This window comes from Streptomyces noursei (assembly GCF_001646665.1).
GTDB classification, from domain to species: domain Bacteria; phylum Actinomycetota; class Actinomycetes; order Streptomycetales; family Streptomycetaceae; genus Streptomyces; species Streptomyces lavendulocolor.
Genome location: NZ_LWBU01000141.1, coordinates 72,388 through 91,834 on the forward strand (window position 1 = coordinate 72,388; position 19,447 = coordinate 91,834).

Sequence of the window (19,447 nt, forward strand, 5' to 3'; positions counted from 1 at the left end):
GTCCCACTTCCCGAAAGGTAGAAGGCACCACTGACAATCGGCCCGCGGGCCGGCGGCGCCCCGGCACTCCCTAGGATCACGGTCCATGACCGAGACACCCGGACAGCGCGCCACCCGTGAGTCCTACGACGCCATGGCCGCCGACTACGAGGAGTACGTCCGCGGCGACCTCGACGCCAAGCCGCTGGACCGCGCGATGCTCGCGGCCTTCGCCGCGACAGTGCGGAGCACCGGGGGCGGACGGGTCGCCGACATCGGCTGCGGCACCGGCCGGGTCGCGGCGCACCTGACGACCCTCGGGCTCGACGTCCTCGGCATCGACCTGTCGCCCGGCATGCTGGAGCGTGCCAGGACCGCGTACCCCGATCTGCGGTTCCAGGAGGGGTCGATGACGGACCTGGACCTGGGGGACGGCGTCCTGGGCGGCGTCGTCGCCTGGTACTCCCTCATCCACATCGAGCCCGGGCATGTGCCGGGCGTGCTGGCCCGGTTCCACCGGGTGCTGGCGCCCGGCGGCCACCTGCTGCTGGCGTTCCAGGTCGGCGACGAGCCGCTGCGCCTGACCGAGGCGTTCGGCCGCACCGTCGCGCTCGACTTCCACCGGTGGTCCCCCGACCGGCTCGCCGCCCTGCTGGCGGAGGCCGGGTTCACCGTGGAGGCGCGGCTGCTGCGTGAGGCGCACCCGACGGAGCGGACACCGCAGGCCTTCCTGCTGGCCCGCAAACCGGCCCGGACGTAGGGCGGGTCCCCCGGATCCCGCCGGGCTCCGTGCCCCGGCACGCGCGCCCCAGCCACTCGGAGCAGTCCGGCGGGCGCGGGAGCCGTCACCCGGGGACGATGGCGGTGACGGCCCCGGCCGGGGTGGGCGCGGCACCACCGCGCGGCCGCGTGCCGACGAGCGGAGGGTGGAGCATGCAGCTGATGCGGAGGCGCCGGTACCGCAGCGCCGCCGCGCTGGCGGTGCTCGTGCTCCTCGCCGCGACCTCCCTGTGGCTGCACCCCTCCGGGATCCTGCCGGGAAGGGCCTCGTCGCCGCCGGACCGCGAACGGCCGCGGAAGGTCAGCCACCAGGGACCACGGCCCGCCATCGTGCCGCGCCGGGCCTGGCACGCCGACAGCGTGGACACCGCGCCCGGCGCCCGGTACGCCCCGGCCGTGAAGGCCGTCGTCATCCACCACACCAGCACCCCCAACGGCTACGACTGCGCGACCGTGCCGCGGACGCTGCGCGACCTGTACGCGGGGCACGCGTACGGCAGGCACTGGGACGACATCGGCTACAACTTCCTCGTGGACGCGTGCGGCACCATCTACGAGGGGCGGGCGGGCGGTGTCGACCGGCCCGTGATCGGGGCGCACACCGCGGGGTTCAACGAGGGGACCGTCGGCATCGCCGCGATCGGCACGTTCCAGCGCGGCGGGACCGTGCCCGAGCCGATGCTGGACGCGCTCGCACGGCTGGTCGCCTGGAAGCTCGGGCCCCGGGGTCCCGATCCGCGCGGACGGGTCACCCTGGTGTCGACGCACGACGAGGCGCGCTTCCCGAAGGGGACGAAGGCGGTGCTGCCCGTGGTCGGCGGCCACTCGGACGGGTATCCGACGCGCTGTCCGGGCGCCGCCCTGTACGCCGAGCTGCCGGAGATCGGCGCGCGGGCGGCCCGGTTGCAGCGCCGGTAGGCACACGGGCGGCCGAGCCGCACGGAAGAGGGCGGGGAAGGGAGGGGAGCCGAACGCCCGCTCTTCCGAGACACGTTGTGGCACTTCCGGCGGGCGGCCGCACTTCCTTCGAAACGCTCCGTTCGAGCAGCCCTCTCCCGTTCCCGCCCGCGCCGGAAACCGTCCGCCTGGGGAAACGAGCACATGGGGCGACGATTCACGTGCCCGCCGCCCCGGTACGGACGCGCGGGGCATGGGGCAGGATGTGCGAAGGCTCGCGGGACCTGTTCGAGAGGACCGGTCCGACGGTGGCGGTTTCGAGCCGAGTGACCAGAAGGGAATCCGAGGGTGTCAGCCCCCCACGTGAGCATGGACAGCACCTGGCCCGCCGAGGACGACGTGGTGGACGGCGTGGTGGACGTCGTACTGTCCGTCGTGGCCGAGGTGACGGGCGCCGGACCGCACCGGCTGACGGACAGCTTCTACGACTTCGGCGGCACGTCCCTGGACGCCATACGGATATGCCTGCGCGTCGGCCGCGAACTGGACGTGGAGGTACCGCCCGAGACCCTGCTCGACAGCGAGGACCTCGCCGGGTTCGCGTCGGCCGTCGCCGCCGTCCGGGGCGCGCGATGACCGGCGCCGCCGCGGCCCCCGGGGTCACCGGCGCCACCGCGGCGGCCGGAAGCCCGGCGGCCGGGAGCCCGGCGACCCTGATCCATGAGGCCGTCGAGCGGCACGCGGCCCTGACCCCCGACGCCGTCGCGCTGGTCGACGGCGACCTGCGGATCGGGTACGCGGAGCTGGACGCGGCGGCCGACGCGTGGGCGGCGGAACTGCTCGCCCGGGGCGCCGGACCGGGTGTGTTCGTGCCGGTCGTCCTGGCGCCCTCGGCGACGCTCGTGGCGGCCCTCCTCGGTGTGCTCAAGACGGGCGCGGCGTACGCCGCACTGGATCCCGGCTGGCCCGCCGGGCGGCTGCGTGCGGTGACGGCCGGGCTGGCGCCGCGCGTGACGGTCGCGGCGGAGGACCTGGGCGGCGCCCAGGACGGGGTCCCGAGGTGCGCGCCGGCCCCGCGGGGACTGCTCCCGGGGACCACGTCCCGAGCCCCTTCCCGGGTCCCGGTCGACGTCCCGCCCCATCTCTTGGGCGGAGCACCGCACGAGGCCCCTCCCCACCTCGCGGCCGGAGCACCGCGCGGAACCCCGTACGAAGTCCCGTACGACGCCGTGTCCGAGGGACCGTCCGGCGATCCGGCCGGGCGCCGGGGAGCCGGGCCGCGCGGGCCCCGGCCACCGGTGGACGGGGCCTGCCCGGCCACGGTCTTCTTCACCTCGGGCACCACCGGCCGCCCCAAGGCGGTGGTCTCGGGGCACCGGGCCACCCTCAGCCTCCTCGACGGCGGCTTCGCGCCCTTCACCTCCACGGGTACGGGGCCGCCGGTGATGCCCCAGGCGGCTCCGGTGTCCTGGGACGGCTTCACGCTGGAGACCTGGGGCCCGCTGGTCAACGGCGGGACGAGCGTGCTCCTCGGCGGCGGCTACCTGATGCCCGGCACGCTGCGCGGCCTCGTCGAGCGCGAGGGCGTGGACACGGTGTGGCTCACGGCGTCGCTGTTCCACCTGTTCGTCGACGAGGACCCGGGCTGCTTCGAGGGGATGCGCCACGTGCTGACGGGCGGTGAGCGGCTCTCCGTGCCCCGGGTGCGCGCCTTCCTCGACCGCCACCCGTCCGTCGTCCTGACCAACGGTTACGGGCCCGTCGAGACCTGCGTGTTCACCACCGCCCGCCGGGTGCGCCGCTCCGACTGCGACGTCCCGTCCGGGATACCGGTCGGCGCGCCGGTGCCGGGCCGCCGGGTGCACGTCCTGGACGGCGACCGGCCGGCCGGGCCGGGGGCCACCGGGGAGATCTGCGTCTCGGGCGACGGCATCGCGCTGGGGTACCTGGGCGACCCGGACCTGACCGCCCGTGCCTTCCCGACCGTCGCCGCCGACGGCGTACCCACCCGGATGTACCGGACCGGGGACCTCGGTTTCCAGGACGCCGACGGCGTCGTGCACTTCACCGGCCGGGCCGACCGGCAGGTCAAGGTGCGCGGACACCGGGTCGAGCCGGAGGAGGTGGAGGCCGTCGTGCGCACCCTGCCGGGCGTGGCCGACTGCGCCGTCGTCCCCGTGCCGGGCGCGAACGGCGGGTACGAGCGGCTGGCGCTGTTCTACACGCGGGCCACCGCCGGCGCCCCGCCAATCCCCCGGACCGTGCGGCGGGAGCTCGCCGCCCGGCTGCCCCGCCACCTGGTGCCCGACCTGGTGCGCGCGGCGGCGGAGCTGCCGCTGACCGCGAACGGGAAACTGGACCGGTCCGCGCTGCTGCGTACGCTCGGCCCGCTCGGCGGGGGCACGGAGGCCGGCGCGTGACGCCGTACACGGACGGGGACGCGCCCGTCACCCACCCCATGTCGTCCGAGCAGGAGTCGATCTGGCTCAACGACCGCTTCCAGGAGGGCGACCCGTCCGGGACGGGGGCGGGGCGGTACGTCGAGTCGTGGATCCACCGGCTCCGGGGTGACCTCGACGTCCGGGCCGTGCGGGCGGCGCTGACCGGTGTCGTCGCGCGCCACGAGCCGCTGCGCTCCGCCCTTTTGATGGAGGAGGACGGCCGGACCGTGCAGCGGGTGTTCCCGCCCGCACCGGTTCCGCTGGCCGTCCTGGACGTGGGCCCCGAGGCGCTGCCCGGGGCGATCCGGGCGGCCGTCTCCGGTCCCCTGCCGACCGACCGGCCGCCGCTGCTGCGGGCGACGCTGCTGCGCACCGGCGAGCGGGACGCGGTCCTGGCGGTCGCGCTGCACCACGCGGTGATCGACGGGTGGTCGCTGCGGCTGCTGGACGAGGAGTTCAGCGAGGGCTACCGGGCGGCCGTCGAGGGCCGGCCGCCGCGGTGGGCGCCGCTGCCGACGACGTTCGGCGCCTACGCCCGTGCCCAGCGCCGGCGAGAGGAGGCACGGGCCCGGACGGCCCCGGACGAGGCGATGGAGTACTGGCGCCGGGTCCTGGACGGTGCCCCCGCCGAGTCGGCCTTCCCGCTGGACCGGCCCCGCCCGGCCGTGCCGGACCACCGGGGCGGACTGCACCGCTTCACGATCGGCCCGGAGCTGGCCGGCGCGGTGCGCGCTGCCTGCCGCCGGCTCCGCGCCACGCCGTTCGCGCTGTTCACCGCCGCCCTCACCGCTCTGGTGACGCGGCTGGCCGGGCAGGACGACGTGGTCCTGGGCACCCCGGTGACCCGGCGGGACAAGCTGGAACTGGAACCGCTGATCGGGTGCCTCAGCGACGTGCTGCCGCTGCGGCAGCGGGTCCGGCCGGGGCAGACGTTCCGCGAGCTGGTCGGACAGAGCACCGCGCTGGTGCGCGGGGCCATGGCGCACCGGCACGTGCCGCACAGCCGGCTCGTCGCGGAGCTGGCGGGCGAGCGGGTGCCGGGGCGGTTCCCGCTGTTCCAGGTGGTGTTCACGGTGGACGACGCCCACGCGCCCGGGCTGCGGCTGCCGGGGATCTCGGCCGAACGCCTCCACGGCCACGACGGCACCGCCAAGTTCGACGTGTTCCTCGAACTCGTCCCGGTCGAGGGGGGCGGTGGCTACCGCGCCCTGCTGGAGTACGCGACGGGCCTCCTGGACCCGTCGACCGCCGAGCTCCTGGCCGGCCGTTTCCTCGCCCTCCTCGCCGACGCGACGCGGAACCCGGACGCGGCCGTGGACGATCTGGACGTCATGCCGGAGGCGGAACGGCGGCTGGTGACGGAGGTGCTGAGCGCGGGTCCCCGGCCGGAGGGTCCCTGGCCGCCGCCGCACGCCCACGAGCTGGTGGCGCGGACGGTACGGGCGGTGCCGGACGCCCCCGCCGTGGTGGACGGCGCGCGGACCGTGACGTACGGGGAGCTGTGGGCGGCGTCCGGGGACGTGGCCCGCCTGCTGGTGTCCCAGGGGCTCGCCCGTGAGCGGATAGGCATCCGCATAGGGCGGTCGGTGGAGGCTCTCGTCGCCGTGCTGGGCGTGCTCCGCGCGGGCGCCGCCTGTGTGCCGCTGGAACCGTCCCTCCCGGCCGGGCGCGCGGTGCGCGTCGTGCGCGACAGCCGTATGGCGGCCCTCCTGACGACCCGGGCGACTCCGGACCTGCCCGGCACCGGGGTGCCCGTCCTGTTCGTGGACGACGCTCCCGGGAACCCGCCGGCCGCCGGGCCCTCGCACGCGACGACCGGCGGGCCTCTTGCCGCGACCGCCCCGGACGACGTGGCGTACATCGTGTACACCTCCGGCTCGACCGGGCACCCCAAGGGCGTGGCGCTGCCCCACCGTTCCCTGGCCGCCCTCCTGGACTGGCAGCGCCGCCGCTCGGCGGCGGGCACCGGGTCCCGCACGCTCCAGTTCGCACCGCTCGGCTTCGACGTGGCGTTCCAGGAGACCTTCGCCACCTGGGCGTGCGGCGGGACGCTCGTCGTCGCGGACGACGGGACGCGCGGCGATCCGCACCGGGTGCTCGACCTGATCGCGCGGCACGCGGTCGACCGGCTGTTCCTCCCCTACGTGGCCCTCCAGCAGCTGGCCGAGTACGCCGTGGCCACCGGCCGCGGCGCCGGGAGCCTTCGCGAGGTGATCACGGCCGGGGAGCAGCTGTACGTGACCCCGGCGATCCGGAGGTTCTTCACCGCCGGCTGCCCCGGCGCGTACCTGGAGAACCAGTACGGCCCCTCGGAGACCCATGTGGTCACCGCCCACCGGCTCACCGGGGCGCCCGCCGAGTGGCCGGAGCGGCCACCGATCGGGCGGCCGGTCCCGGGGAGCCGGGTGTACGTCCTGGACGGCCGGCAGCGGCCGGTTCCGGTCGGCACGGCCGGGGAGATCTGCGTGGCGGGGGACGCCGTGGCGCTCGGGCACCTGTCCGGGTCCCCGGGGCCGGGCAGCCGCTTCCTGCCGGACCCCTTCGGCACGGCGCCGTCCGGCGGCGGCCTGCTGTACCGCACCGGCGATCTGGGGCGTTTCCTGGCGGACGGCACGATCCGGTTCCTGGGGCGCGACGACGACCAGGTCAAGATCCGCGGGTACCGGGTGGAGCCGGGCGAGGCGGAGGCCGCCCTGAAGGCGGTGCCGGGGGTGACGGACGCCGTCGTCCACGTGGACGGGACGGACGCGGACACCAGGCGGCTCGTGGCGTACTACACCGGAACCGCTCCGGGGGCGCCCGGCCCGCGGGAGGTGCGCGCGGCGCTCGCCGACCGGCTCCCCCCGTACCTGCTCCCGGCGTCCGTGGTCCGCGTCCCCGGGCTGCCGCTCACCGCGAGCGGCAAGACGGACCGGGCTGCCGTGCACCGGCTGTACGGATCGGGCGGGCGCGCCGAGGACGACGGCCCCGGGCCGGCCGGCCGGGGCGCGCCCGGGGTGCCCGCCGGCCTGGCCGCGCTCTGGCGCGAGGTGCTGCGCACCGATGACACCGATCCGGACCGGTCGTTCTTCTCCCTCGGCGGCGACTCGCTGCTGGCCGTGCGGCTGTCCGTCCGCCTCCGTACGGAGCTGGGGCTGGACGTCCGGCCCGCCGACGTCGTGGCGGCGCCCACGCTCCGCGGCCTGGCGCGGGTCGCCGCCTCCCGGAGGCGGGCCGTGCCGGCCATCGGCCCGGAGACCCTCGCGCCTGACATCGCGCCCGCCCGGGAGGTGGTGCGGGTGGCCGCCGACCCGCGTCACGTCCTGCTGACGGGCGCCACCGGGTTCCTCGGCGCGTTCCTCCTGCGCGAGCTGCTGGAGCGGACCGGCGCGGTCGTGCACTGCCTGGTGCGCGCCCCGGACGCGGACGCCGCGGCCGGCCGGCTGCGCGCCGCGCTGGAGCGCTACCGGCTCCGGGACACCTCCCGCGCGCACCGCGTCGTGGTGGTGCCCGGCGACCTGACGCTGCCGCGGCTCGGGCTGGGGCGGGACCGGTTCGACGAGCTGGCCCGTACCGTCGACGCGGTGTTCCACTGCGGGGCCGAGGTGAACCTGGCGTACGGCTACGAGCGGCTGAGGGCGGCCAACGTCGACGGGACCGCCGAGGTGCTGCGCCTGGCGGCCGCCCACCGCACGGTGCCCGTGCACCACGTCTCCACCGTGGGGGTCTTCCCGCCGGCGGGCCCGCCTGTGGGGCGGGTCCTGCCCGGCCACCCGCTGGGTGACGTCACGCTGCTGCGCAACGGGTACGCCGAGTCGAAGTGGGTGGCCGAGACCCTGGTCGCCGAGGCGCGGGACCGCGGCCTGCCCGTGACGGTGTACCGCCCCACGAGGATCGGCGCCTCCCGGGCCACCGGGGTGTGCCAGACGTCCGACTTCCTGTGGCTGCTGGTGAAGGGGTGCGTGCAGGCGGGTCTGGCGCCGGACGACTACGTCTCGGACTTCGACCTGGTGCCGGTGGACCACGTCAGCGGGGCGATCGCCGTGCTGTCCGCCGACCCCGCGGCGGCAGGGGGCGTCTTCCACCTCTCCAGCGAGCGGCTGCGCCCGTTCACGGAGGTGGCGGACCGCCTGAGGGCGCTGGGGTACCGGCTCGACGGCGTCCCGCTGGAGGACTGGCACCGGCACGTGGAGCGGCACCCGCGGAACGCGGCGTACCCGCTCCTGGGCCTCCTCCCGCCGGAGGGCGGGGCCACGCCGGCCCGGCCGGGTCCTCCGCCGTGCGACCCCGCCCCGGCGGGCCGCGGCCGGGGAGGTTCCGCCGGAGCCGGCTCCCCGCTGTTCGACTCGTCCGCGACGCGCCGGGCGCTGCACGGCTCGGGGGTGGTTCCGCCCGAGGTCGACGACGCGCTCCTGGACCGCTGCGTCGGCTCCTTCGTCCGCGACGGGTTCCTGCCGCCCCCGCCCGCGGGGAAGGTTCCGGGCCCCTGTCGAGAACAGGTCGATCACGAGATATCTTGATGTCGAGCAATGTTGCAGACGTGGAGCGGAGCACCCGGTGACTGACTCGACCATCATCTACACACACACTGACGAGGCCCCGGCCCTGGCCACGCACTCGTTCCTGCCCGTGGTCCAGGCGTACGCCTCGACGGCCGGCGTCCGCGTGGAGACCCGCGACATCTCGCTGGCGGGCCGCATCATCGCCGGCTTCCCCGAGTACCTCGAGGAGGGTCAGCGCATCGACGACGCCCTCGCCGAGCTCGGCGAGCTGGCCAAGACGCCCGGCGCCAACATCATCAAGCTGCCGAACATCTCGGCCTCGATCCCGCAGCTGAAGGCCGCGGTCGCCGAGCTGCAGCAGCAGGGCTACGCGCTGCCGGACTACCCGGACGACCCGAAGACCGACGAGGAGCGCGACATCCGCGCCCGGTACGACAAGGTCAAGGGCAGCGCCGTGAACCCGGTCCTGCGCGAGGGCAACTCCGACCGGCGTGCGCCCGCCTCGGTCAAGAACTACGCCAAGACGCACCCGCACCGCATGGGCGCCTGGACCCCCGAGTCGAAGACGAACGTCGCGACCATGGGTGAGAACGACTTCCGCTCCACCGAGAAGTCCGTGGTGGTCAGCGAGGCCGGTTCGCTCCGCATCGAGCTGGCGGGCGACGACGGCACCACCACCGTGCTGCGCGAGTCCGTCCCCGTCCAGGCCGGCGAGGTCGTCGACGCCTCCGTCATGCGCGTCGCCGCGCTGCGCGAGTTCCTGACCGCGCAGGTCGCCCGTGCCAAGGCCGAGGGCGTGCTGTTCTCCGTGCACCTCAAGGCGACGATGATGAAGGTCTCCGACCCGATCGTCTTCGGTCACGTGGTGCGCGCCTTCTTCCCGAAGACGTTCGCGCAGTACGGCGAGAAGCTCGCCGCGGCCGGCCTGACCCCGAACGACGGTCTCGGCGGCATCTACAAGGGCCTGGAGTCCCTCCCCGAGGGTGCCGAGATCAAGGCGTCCTTCGACGCCGAGCTCGCCGAGGGCCCCGAGCTCGCCATGGTGGACTCCGACAAGGGCATCACCAACCTGCACGTCCCGTCCGACGTCATCGTCGACGCCTCCATGCCGGCCATGATCCGCACCTCCGGCCACATGTGGGGCCCGGACGGCCAGGAGGCCGACACGCTCGCCGTCCTGCCGGACAGCAGCTACTCCGGCGTCTACCAGGTCGTCATCGACGACTGCCGCGCCAACGGCGCCTACGACCCGTCGACGATGGGCTCCGTACCCAACGTCGGCCTGATGGCGCAGAAGGCGGAGGAGTACGGCAGCCACGACAAGACCTTCGAGGTCCCCACCACGGGCACCGTCCGTCTCGTCGACCAGGCCGGCAACGTCGTCCTGGAGCAGGCCGTCTCCGCTGGCGACATCTTCCGCGCCTGCCAGACCAAGGACGCGCCGATCAAGGACTGGGTGAAGCTCGCCGTCACCCGTGCCCGCGCGACCGGCGACCCGGCGGTGTTCTGGCTGGACGCGACCCGCGCGCACGACGCCGTGCTCATCGAGAAGGTCGAGCGGTACCTGCCGGAGCACGACACCGAGGGCCTGGACATCCGCATCCTGTCCCCGGTCGAGGCGACCAAGCTGTCCGTCGAGCGGATCCGCCGGGGTGAGAACACCATCTCGGTCACCGGCAACGTGCTGCGCGACTACCTGACCGACCTCTTCCCGATCCTGGAGCTGGGCACCAGCGCCAAGATGCTCTCGGTGGTCCCGCTGATGAACGGCGGCGGCCTGTTCGAGACGGGCGCCGGTGGCTCCGCGCCCAAGCACGTCCAGCAGCTGGTGAAGGAGAACTACCTGCGCTGGGACAGCCTGGGCGAGTTCCTCGCCCTCGCGGTCAGCTTCGAGCACCTCGCGCAGACCACGGGCAACGCCCGCGCCCAGGTCCTGGCCGACACCCTCGACCGCGCGACGGCGACGTTCCTCAACGAGGACAAGTCGCCGAGCCGTCGCCTCGGCGGCATCGACAACCGCGGCAGCCACTTCTACCTGGCCCTGTACTGGGCCCAGGAGCTGGCGGCGCAGAGCGACGACGCCGAGCTGGCCAAGGCGTTCGCCCCGCTCGCCCAGACGCTGTCCGAGCAGGAGGGGACGATCGTCGAGGAGCTGATCGCCGTCCAGGGCGAGCCGGCCGACATCGGCGGCTACTACCAGCCCGACCCGGCCAAGGCCTCGGCCGTCATGCGCCCGTCGCAGACGTTCAACCAGGCCCTCGCCACCCTCGCCTGACGCCTCGGCGCCGGCACCGCACGACAGCCACCGCCCCGGCCGGGTCACCCGGCCGGGGCGGTGGTGTCCGCGGGACCGCCCGCGCGGGCCGCCGTCTCAGCGCGGTGGCGCGGTGGCCGGGCCGATCCGGGCGTGGAGGCGCCTGGTGTGGTCCACGTACCGGGCAGGACCCGTCAGGGCGACCCGCGCGGTCAGGCGGATGTCGCTGCTGGAGGCGGCCAGGCGCAGCTCCAGCTCCCCCGGCTCGACGACGCGGCGCCCGTCGAGGCCGGTGAACGCGGCGACGTCCGCCGGGACCGTCGCCTCCAGGAGGCACGACTCCCCCGGGGCCAGCGGCACCCGCGCGTACCCGACGAGCCGCTGCACCGGCTGGACGACCGACGCCACGGGGTCGTGCAGATACAGCTGGACGACCTCCGTCCCCTCCCGCTCCCCCGTGTTGCGCAGCCGGAAGGCGAGCCGGAACTCGCCGTCGGTGGCGGCGGTGCCGTCGCCGACCGTGAGGTCCGTCCACGCGAAGGCCGTGTACGACAGGCCGTGGCCGAAGGCGTACGCGGCGGTCGGGTCGACGCTGGACACGTCCGTGGCCCGGCCGAGCCGTGGCGCCAGGTAGGTGGAGGGCTGCGCCCACGGGGTGCGCGGCACGCTGACGGGCAGCCGCCCCGAGGGGTTGGTCCGGCCGCTGAGGACTCCCGCCACGGCGGTCGTGCCGGCCACGCCGGGGAAGAACGACTGCACGACCGCGGCCGCCTCGTCGACGGCCCGGCCCAGGGCGTAGGGGCGGCCGGCGAAGAGCGCGGCCACCACCGGCGTGCCGGTGTCGAGCAGGGCGTCGAGCAGCTCCTGCTGTACGCCGGGCAGGGCGAGCGAACCGGCGTCGCACCCCTCGCCGCTGGTGCCGCGGCCGAAGAGCCCGGCACGGTCGCCGAGCGCCACGACGACGACGTCCGCCTCACGTGCGGCGCGCAGGGCTTCGGGGAAGCCGGAGGTGTCGTCGCCGTCGACGTCCGCGCCGTAGGCCGTGCGGACGGTCGCGCCGGGGAACTCCCGCTCCAGCGCCTCGCGGAGGGTGGGCAGGCCGATGCCGGCCGGTGTGTCCGGGTGCTGGGTGCCGACGTGGACGGGGAAGGAGTAGCAGCCCAGGACGGCCGTGGGCCGGTCGGCGTGCGGGCCCACCAGGGCGATGGTGCGGGGGCCGGTGAGCGGCAGGGTGCCGTCGTTGCCGAGGAGGACCACCGCCCGGTCGGCGATCCGGGCGGCGAGGTCCCGGTTGGCGGGCCCGTCCAGGTCGACCGTGCCGCGCAGGGCCTCCGGGTCGTCGAGGCAGGCCCCCTCCAGCGCCGGCGGGACGGGGTTCCAGCCCGCGTCGAGCAGGCCGAGCCGGGCCTTCTGCCGCAGCACCCGGTGGACGGCGCGGTCGACGAGTTCCCCGGGTACGCGGCCGTCGGCGACGGCCTGCCGGAGGGGTTCGCCGAAGGTCTTCACGGTGGGCAGTTCGACGTCGACCCCGGCGCGGAGCGCGGTGGCGGCGGCGTCGGCCCAGCTGTCCGCGACGCCGTGCAGCGTCTTGAGGAAGGCGATGCCGAAGTAGTCGGCGACGACCGTCCCGTCGAAGCCCCAGGTCCCGCGCAGCAGCCCGGTCAGTAGTTCCTCGTCGGCGGCGGAGGGGACGCCGTCGGTGTCGGTGTAGGCGTGCATCACCGAGCGCGCGCCGCCCTCGCGGACGGCCATCTCGAAGGGCGGCAGGACGACGTCCGCCCGTTCGCGCGGCCCCATGGCGACGGGGGCGAGGTTGCGTCCGGCGCGGGAGGCGGAGTAGCCGGCGAAGTGCTTGAGGGTGGCGACGACTCCGGCGGACTCCAGGCCCTGGACGTAGGCGGTGGCGATGGTGCCGACGAGGTAGGGGTCCTCGCCGATGGTCTCCTCGACGCGGCCCCAGCGGGCGTCGCGCACCACGTCCAGGACGGGCGCGAGCCCCTGGTGCACGCCGACGGAGCGCATGTCCGTCCCGATGGCGCGGGCCATGCGCCGGATCAGGTCGGGGTCGAAGGTGGCTCCCCAGGACAGCGGTACGGGGTAGGCGGTGGCCTTCCAGGCGGCGAAGCCGGCGAGGCACTCCTCGTGGGCCACGGCCGGGATGCCGAAGCGGTTGGCGGCGACGATGCGCTGCTGGGTGCGTGCCAGGGACAGCGCGCCGAGGGCGGGGTCGACCGGTGCGGTGCCGAACGGGCGGGTCAGCTGCCCGAGCCCGGCGGGCAGGAGGGCGTCGAGGTCGACGGCCTCCTCCATGTCGTGCTGGTGCGGAGCGACTCCGGCCCCGTCGGCCGATGCCCCGACCCAGACGCCGAAGAGCTGGGCGATCTTCTCCTCGGTGGTCATCTCGGCGATCAGGGCACCGACGCGGGTGTCGATGTCGAGTGCGGGGTCGTTCCAGACCGGGACGGCGGTGGCGTCGGTGTCGGTATCGGTGTCGGTGTCGGTGTCGGTATCGGTGTCGGTATCGGTGTCGGTCTGCGTGGGGTCGGTGGTCGTGTGGGCTGCCATGTCGGCGGTCACTTTCCTCCCACGCCCATCAGGCCCTGGACCAGGGCGCGACGGGCGAACAGGTAGACGAGCAGGACGGGCACCATGGACAGGACCACCGCGGCCAGCAGTCCCGGGATGTCGATCCCGTGCTCCGTCCGGAAGTCGTAGAGGCCCAGGGTGATCAGCTTGGTGGAGTCGGACTGGGTGAGGACGAGGGGGAACAGGAAGCCGTTCCAGGCCTGGAGGGCGGAGAACACGACGATCGTCGACAGGCCGCCCCTCGACAGCGGAAGGACCAGCTGGAAGAACATCCGGCGCGGTGACGCCCCGTCCATCGCCATCGCCTCGTACAGCTCCGGGCCGATGTCGCGCATGGCCCCGCTGAGCACCAGCGCGGAGACGGGCAGGCAGAACGCCGCCGTCGGCAGGACGACGCCGAGCAGGTTGTCGTAGAGACCCGCCTCGCTGATGAGGTAGAACATCGGGACGATCACGGCCTGGGCGGGAACGGCCAGGCCGAGCAGGAAGAGCCGGAAGGCGGACGAGGCGAAGCGCGAGCGGCTGCGGACGATCGCGTACGCCAGCGGCGGGACGAGCAGCAGCACCAGGCCGACCACGCAGACGGTGACGGTCAGCGTGTTGAGGAAGTACCGCCCGAAGCCGGTGGAGAACGCGCCCGTGTAGTTGTCGAGGGTGATCCGCTCGGGAAGCGCGAGGGGCCCTCGCCGGGCGTAGTCGGAGCGCGTCCGCAGGGTCGCCGTGATCATCACGTACAGGGGGAGGCCGACCAGCAGGAGCCAGACCAGCGATCCCGCGCCGGCCAGGTGGTTGGGGCGTCGGTTCATGACACGCCTTCCATGTCGCTGCGCATCCTGTCGTAGCCGGAGACGCGCACCACGATCAGGGAGACGAGGGTGGCCGCGACGACGAGGACGAGGGCGACGGCCGCTCCGGCGCCGAAGTCGAAGCCCTTGAAGGCCTTTTGGTACATGTAATAGGCGGTGATGGTGGTGTCCGTGCCGGGCCCGCCCTGCGTCAGGATGAGCACGGTCTCGAAGGTGGTGAGCCCGCCGACGACCATCAGGATCGTCGAGGTGATCACGGAGTTGCGCAGTTGCGGCAGGGTGATGTGGAAGAACTGCCGGACCCGGCCCGCGCCGTCGATCTCCGCGGCCTCGTACAGCACCCGGGGGACGGCGCGGGCGGCGCCCTGGTGGATGAGGGTGTGGAACGGGGTGAACTGCCAGGTGCTGACGAAGGCGAGCACGCCGATGGCACCGGCCTGGGTACCGAACAGGTTGCCGTCGCCGAACAGCCACGCCGCCCGGGAGGGCACCCCGAAGTTGGGGTCGAGCACCGCGCGCCAGAGCACCGACACGGCGGTGGTGGACAGCAGCAGGGGGACGAAGTAGATCGCGGACAGCACGGCGCGGTTGCGTTGCTGTCCGGCGGCCCACACTCCGAGCAGGACGCTCAGCGGGGTCTGGACCGCCACGCCCAGGAAGGTGACCAGGAGGCTCAGCCAGACGCTCTCGATCATGACGGGGTCGGCGAACACCCGGGTCCAGTTGTCCACGCCGACGAACCGCGGCGGTCCCAGTCCGCTCCAGCTGGTGAAGGACAGGGCGGCGACCATGATCAGCGGCGTGATCGCGAAGAGGCCGAAGAACACCGTGGCGGGGACGGCCCAGACGAAGCCGGGCCGGCCCACCCGGCTTCCGTACCGCTCCCGCGCCCGCCGTGACGCCCCGCGCCCGCGGTCGGGGGCACGGCCGCCGCCGGCGGACCGCCGAGCGGTCCGTACCCGGCCCCGCTCGTCGCCGCCCGCCCCCGTCGCCGTCCGGCTCCGCGTCTGTTTCCGTATCCGCGTCTTCATGTGTGAGGACATGTCTGCCTAGGCGGTGGGAAGGGCCTGCATGGCCTTGATGAAGCCGTCCGCGTCGGTCCGTCCGGCGAAGAACTCCTGCACGGCCTGGTGGATGGGCGTCATGGCGGCCGGCGGGTAGGCCTGGTCCCACGAGAGCTGGAACGACGGCGCCTTCTCGACCAGTTCGTACTGGTGGCGGGAGTACGCGGGGTTGGCCGCGGTGCCGAGGAACTTCTCGGTGTTCGTGGTGGTCGGGAGGTTGCCGACGGACAGCTGCTCCTTGACGAACCGGTCGGAGTACATGAGCTTCAGGAACTCCGCCACGGCCTCCGGGTGCCGGGTCTTCTTCAGTACGGAGTAGAAGTTGTTGGTGTTGCCGACGAGGTTCGCGGGGTCGCCCTTGCCGCCCTCGACGGCGGGGAAGGCGGTGTAGCCGAGGTCCTTCCCGGCGAACTCGGCGTCGGCCTCCTGCTGGGTGGCGTACGCCCACGAGCCCATCAGCTCGAAGCCGGCGCGGCCGCTCGCCAGGAGCGCCGGGGAGCCCCCGTCGGTGAACTTCACGGAGTCGGCGTTGTCGCCGAACGCGCCCGCGTCGACCAGTTGCTTCAGCATGCCGAGCGCCTTCCGGCTGTCGGCGCTCTCCCAGGCGCTCCGGTCGCCCTCCAGCGCCTTGGCGAAGAGCCCGGGTCCCGCGACGCGGTCGTAGAGGTACTCGAACCACATCAGGGTCGGCCACTTGTCGCCGCCGCCCAGGGCGATCGGTGTGACGCCCTTCTCCTTGAGCGCCTTGACCGCGTCGAGCAGGCCGCTCCAGGTCCGCGGCGGTTCGACACCGGCGTCGGCCAGCACCTTCTTGTTGTGGAACAGCAGCACCGGCTGCGTGCCGCGCATGGGGATGCCGTACGGCTTCCCGTCGACGACCGCGGTCTCGTAGACGGACGGCAGGAAGGCGGACGCCAGCGCGGGGTCGCTCTTGGTGAACCCGTCGAGCGGCAGCAGCAGCCCGGCGTCGACGTACGGCCGGATGCTCCCGCCGCCCCAGTTGAAGAACACGTCCGGGGCCTGCGGGGTGTTGATGATCGTCTGGAGTTTCTGCTGGTAGTCGGCTCCGGGAATGGTGTCCAGGACGGCCTTCACCTCCGACGTCCTGTTGAACTCGTCGACGAGCCGCTGCTCCACCTTGTTGGTGGCGTCGCCGTAGACGAGGACGTGGAACTCGGCCGCGCCGGACGAGGAGGCGCCGCCACCGCCGCAGGCCGCGAGGCCGAGTGCCAGCGCCAGTGCGAGACCGCTCACCAGCGTGCGCCGGAGGTGCGCCCCCGGGTTTCCGAGCCCTTTCACATGCCCCTTCACATGCCCCACCCTTCGAAAGTTTCTGCATGATTACCGAAAGTCTTGGTGCTGCGGGACCGTAGGGGCAGTCGTCCCGGGAGGTCAACGGGCGTGCGTCCACGCGACCGAACCGTTACCTCGGGGCGTGTCCTATCCTTCGTCGCATGCGCGATGACGACGGGGCGGAGGGCCGGGTCACCCTGGCGGAGGTGGCCACCCGGGCCGGGGTGTCCCTCTCGACGGTTTCGAAAGTCCTCAACGGCCGGTCCGACGTCTCGCTGCTCACCCGCACCAAGGTGGAACAGCTGCTGGAGGCGCACGGCTACCGGCGGCGGGCGGCCGGGACGCCCCAGGCGCCCCTGATCGAGCTGGTCTTCCACGAGCTGGAGAGCGTCTGGGCGATGGAGCTCATCCGCGGGGTGGAGAACGTCGCGAAGGCGCACGGCGCCGCCGTCGTCCTCACCGAGAGCGGCACCCGCCACGCGCCCGGCCCCGACTGGGTGGACGGAGTGCTGCGGCGGCGTCCGCTCGGCGTGGTCCTGGTCTTCTCCACCCTCCCGGACCGGGTCAAGAAGCAGTTGCGGTCACGGGCGATCCCGTTCGTCATCATCGACCCGGCCGGCGACCCGGAGCCGGACGTGCCGTCGGTGGGCTCCGCCAACTGGGCCGGGGGGATGGCGGCCACCCGGCACCTCGTCGACCTCGGCCACGAACGCATCGGGATCATCACCGGACCCGAGGACATGATGTGCTCGCTGGCCCGGCTCGACGGCTACCGCTCCGCCATGACCATGGCGGGCCTCCCGGTCGACCCCCGCCATGTGCGGTTCGGCGACTTCCACGTCCAGGGCGGGTTCTCCCGGGCCATGGAACTGCTCGAGGGCCCCGGCAGGCCCACCGCGATCTTCGCCGGCAGCGACCTCCAGGCGCTCGGCGTCCTGGAGGCCGCCCGCCTGAAGGGCCTCGGTGTGCCGCGGGACCTGTCGGTGGTGGGGTACGACGACGTCCCGCTCGCCCAGTGGTCCAGCCCGGCGCTCACGACGGTCCACCAGCCGCTGCGGCAGATGGCCGAGGAGGCCGCCCAGATGCTGCTGCGGCCCCGCGACCCCGGGAAGGCCGCCCTGCGCATGGAGCTGGCCACCCGGCTGGTGGTCCGCAAGAGCACCGCGCCGCCGCCCCCGGACGCCTGAGGCGACGGCGGCCGGCGCCGCCCCCGTCCTCCACCGGGGGCCGGCCCTGCCGTATCGGCGGTGCGCCCGCCCCGGGCCCGTGCGCCGGTGGTTGACCGCCGGGGCGGGCGGCCGTATGGTCTCCACGCACATTCGGCAGAACTTCCGAAACTTTCGTACGCCCTCATCGATCCGCGCGCGTCCCCCGTACGCCCCGGGGCCGGAACCCGTCCGGCCTCCGTCAGAGGAGGTTGACATGACCATGACTACAGTGGCTCCGCAGGGCCACGTACGGCCCCCGCGTCCGGCCCGGCGCTCCCGGGCCCGCCGCGCACTGATCCTGGGAACGGCGGGCCTGCTCGCCGCCGCGGGCGTCACCACGCTCACCGGCGCGGCGGAGGCGGCCGGCACCCTCGGATCGGCTGCCGCCGCCAAGGGCCGCTACTTCGGCGCCGCCGTCTCGGCGCAGTACCTGGGCGAGGCCGGCTACGTCTCCACCCTGGACCGGGAGTTCGGCTCGGTCACCCCCGAGAACGAGATGAAGTGGGACGCCGTCGAGGCGACCCGCGGCACCTTCGCCTTCGGCCCGGCGGACCGGATCGTCGCTCACGCCCAGGGCCGGGGCATGTCCGTGCGCGGCCACACGCTCGTATGGCACTCGCAGCTCCCCGGCTGGGTGGCGGGCCTGGGTGCGAGCGACCTCCGGTCGGCGATGAACCACCACATCACCCAGGTGATGCAGCACTACAAGGGCAAGGTGTTCGCCTGGGACGTGGTCAACGAGGCGTTCCAGGACGGCGGCAGCGGCGCCCGCCGCAGCTCGCCCTTCCAGGACAAGCTGGGCAACGGCTTCATCGAGGAGGCGTTCCGCACGGCCCGGGCGGCCGACCCGTCGGCCAAGCTCTGCTACAACGACTACAACACCGACGGTGTGAACGCGAAGAGCAACGCCGTCCACGCCATGGTGAAGGACTTCAAGGCCCGGGGCGTCCCCATCGACTGCGTGGGCTTCCAGTCCCACTTCAACAGCGCGTCACCGGTGCCCGCCGACTACCGGGCGAACCTACAGCGCTTCGCCGACCTGGGCGTCGACGTCCAGATCACGGAGCTGGACATCGAGGGCTCGGGCAGCGCGCAGGCCACCGCCTACGGCAACGTGGTGGGCGCCTGCCTGGCCGTCACCCGCTGCACCGGCATCACGGTCTGGGGCGTGACCGACAAGTACTCGTGGCGCAGCGGCGGCACCCCGCTGCTCTTCGACGGCAGCTACACCAAGAAGCCCGCCTACGACGCCGTGCTGGCCGCGCTCGGCGGCACCGGCGGAGGAGGGGGCGGGGGCGGGAGCGCGGGCTGCTCCGTCTCGTACACCACGACCGCGCAGTGGAACGGCGGCTTCAACGGTCAGGTGACGGTCACCGCGGGCAGCACCCCCATCACCGGCTGGACCACCACGGTGACGGTGACGCCGCCGCAGAGGGTCTCGGCGACCTGGAACGGCTCCCCCGCCTGGGACGGCAGCGGGAACGTCATGACCATGAGGCCCAGCCACAACGGCTCGCTGGCCGCCGGGGCCTCGACCACCTTCGGGTTCACCGTCATGACCAACGGCAGCACGGCGCCGCCCGTGCTGGGCGCCTGCACCGCGTCCTGACGCCGCCCCCGGCCGCGCGTGGCGGGCGGCGGGCCACGGAGCCGCCGCC

Annotated in this window: 12 protein-coding genes; 8 read left to right on the forward strand and 4 right to left on the reverse strand. The window is 74.0% G+C overall.

Translation table 11 applies throughout. The annotated features are described in order from the left end of the window. Positions 1-85 precede the first annotated feature (85 nt). The 6 genes from A4V12_RS11970 to A4V12_RS11995 all read left to right on the forward strand — a co-directional run bounded on the left by A4V12_RS11970 (position 86) and on the right by A4V12_RS11995 (position 10,853). Positions 86-739, forward strand: a complete 654-nt coding sequence (locus A4V12_RS11970; protein WP_064069283.1) for a class I SAM-dependent DNA methyltransferase — start codon at positions 86-88, stop codon at positions 737-739. A gap of 173 nt (positions 740-912) precedes the next feature. Continuing rightward, positions 913-1,677: a peptidoglycan recognition protein family protein gene (locus A4V12_RS11975; protein WP_064069284.1), complete on the forward strand. Its 765-nt coding sequence runs from the start codon at positions 913-915 to the stop codon at positions 1,675-1,677. Positions 1,678-2,025: 348 nt separating this feature from the next. Further along, entirely contained in the window at positions 2,026-2,292 is a 267-nt protein-coding gene (locus tag A4V12_RS11980; protein ID WP_064069285.1) for a phosphopantetheine-binding protein, read from the forward strand. Continuing rightward, positions 2,289-4,076, forward strand: a complete 1,788-nt coding sequence (locus A4V12_RS11985; protein ID WP_064069286.1) for an AMP-binding protein — start codon at positions 2,289-2,291, stop codon at positions 4,074-4,076. Before A4V12_RS11980 ends, A4V12_RS11985 begins: the two co-directional genes overlap by 4 nt. Beyond that, positions 4,073-8,596 carry a non-ribosomal peptide synthetase gene (locus A4V12_RS11990; RefSeq protein ID WP_064069287.1) on the forward strand — a complete coding sequence of 1,508 codons (4,524 nt, stop codon included), beginning with the start codon at positions 4,073-4,075 and terminating at the stop codon, positions 8,594-8,596. The genes A4V12_RS11985 and A4V12_RS11990 overlap by 4 nt, the downstream gene beginning before the upstream one ends. 37 nt (positions 8,597-8,633) lie before the next feature. Next, entirely contained in the window at positions 8,634-10,853 is a 2,220-nt protein-coding gene (locus A4V12_RS11995; protein WP_064069288.1) for an NADP-dependent isocitrate dehydrogenase, read from the forward strand. Positions 10,854-10,949: 96 nt separating this feature from the next. Here the strand turns inward: A4V12_RS11995 and A4V12_RS12000 are convergent, their stop codons facing one another. The 4 genes from A4V12_RS12000 to A4V12_RS12015 are packed head-to-tail and all read right to left on the reverse strand — an operon-like array spanning position 10,950 to position 16,542. Further along, on the reverse strand, positions 10,950-13,397 hold the full coding sequence (locus A4V12_RS12000) for a beta-glucosidase (RefSeq protein ID WP_079136995.1): 2,448 nt from the start codon (positions 13,395-13,397) through the stop codon (positions 10,950-10,952). Between the two features lie 8 nt (positions 13,398-13,405). Beyond that, entirely contained in the window at positions 13,406-14,224 is an 819-nt protein-coding gene (locus A4V12_RS12005; RefSeq protein WP_064069289.1) for a carbohydrate ABC transporter permease, read from the reverse strand. Then, complete coding sequence (locus A4V12_RS12010; protein WP_079136993.1) at positions 14,221-15,255, reverse strand: carbohydrate ABC transporter permease; 1,035 nt, start codon at positions 15,253-15,255, stop codon at positions 14,221-14,223. Before A4V12_RS12010 ends, A4V12_RS12005 begins: the two co-directional genes overlap by 4 nt. A gap of 18 nt (positions 15,256-15,273) precedes the next feature. Next, entirely contained in the window at positions 15,274-16,542 is a 1,269-nt protein-coding gene (locus tag A4V12_RS12015; RefSeq protein WP_423551274.1) for an ABC transporter substrate-binding protein, read from the reverse strand. 200 nt (positions 16,543-16,742) lie between these two features. On the opposite strand from A4V12_RS12015, the gene A4V12_RS12020 reads away from it, so the two are divergent. Together A4V12_RS12020 and A4V12_RS12025 are read left to right on the forward strand one after the other, a co-directional pair. Beyond that, entirely contained in the window at positions 16,743-17,768 is a 1,026-nt protein-coding gene (locus A4V12_RS12020; RefSeq protein ID WP_079136994.1) for a LacI family DNA-binding transcriptional regulator, read from the forward strand. A 241-nt stretch (positions 17,769-18,009) separates the two neighbouring features. Further along, positions 18,010-19,398, forward strand: coding sequence for an endo-1,4-beta-xylanase (locus A4V12_RS12025; RefSeq protein ID WP_064069306.1), 1,389 nt, complete (start codon positions 18,010-18,012; stop codon positions 19,396-19,398). Positions 19,399-19,447: the final 49 nt, after the last annotated feature.

What these genes read in the sequence shown, in the direction of transcription:
- A4V12_RS11970 (WP_064069283.1), top strand. Translation starts at nt 86, where the DNA reads ATGACCGAGACACCCGGACAGCGCGCCACCCGTGAGTCCTACGACGCC.
- A4V12_RS11975 (WP_064069284.1), top strand. Translation starts at nt 913, where the DNA reads ATGCAGCTGATGCGGAGGCGCCGGTACCGCAGCGCCGCCGCGCTGGCG.
- A4V12_RS11980 (WP_064069285.1), top strand. Translation starts at nt 2,026, where the DNA reads ATGGACAGCACCTGGCCCGCCGAGGACGACGTGGTGGACGGCGTGGTG.
- A4V12_RS11985 (WP_064069286.1), top strand. Translation starts at nt 2,289, where the DNA reads ATGACCGGCGCCGCCGCGGCCCCCGGGGTCACCGGCGCCACCGCGGCG.
- A4V12_RS12000 (WP_079136995.1), bottom strand. Translation starts at nt 13,397, where the DNA reads ATGGCAGCCCACACGACCACCGACCCCACGCAGACCGACACCGATACC.
- A4V12_RS12005 (WP_064069289.1), bottom strand. Translation starts at nt 14,224, where the DNA reads ATGAACCGACGCCCCAACCACCTGGCCGGCGCGGGATCGCTGGTCTGG.
- A4V12_RS12010 (WP_079136993.1), bottom strand. Translation starts at nt 15,255, where the DNA reads ATGAAGACGCGGATACGGAAACAGACGCGGAGCCGGACGGCGACGGGG.
- A4V12_RS12020 (WP_079136994.1), top strand. Translation starts at nt 16,743, where the DNA reads ATGCGCGATGACGACGGGGCGGAGGGCCGGGTCACCCTGGCGGAGGTG.
- A4V12_RS12025 (WP_064069306.1), top strand. Translation starts at nt 18,010, where the DNA reads ATGACTACAGTGGCTCCGCAGGGCCACGTACGGCCCCCGCGTCCGGCC.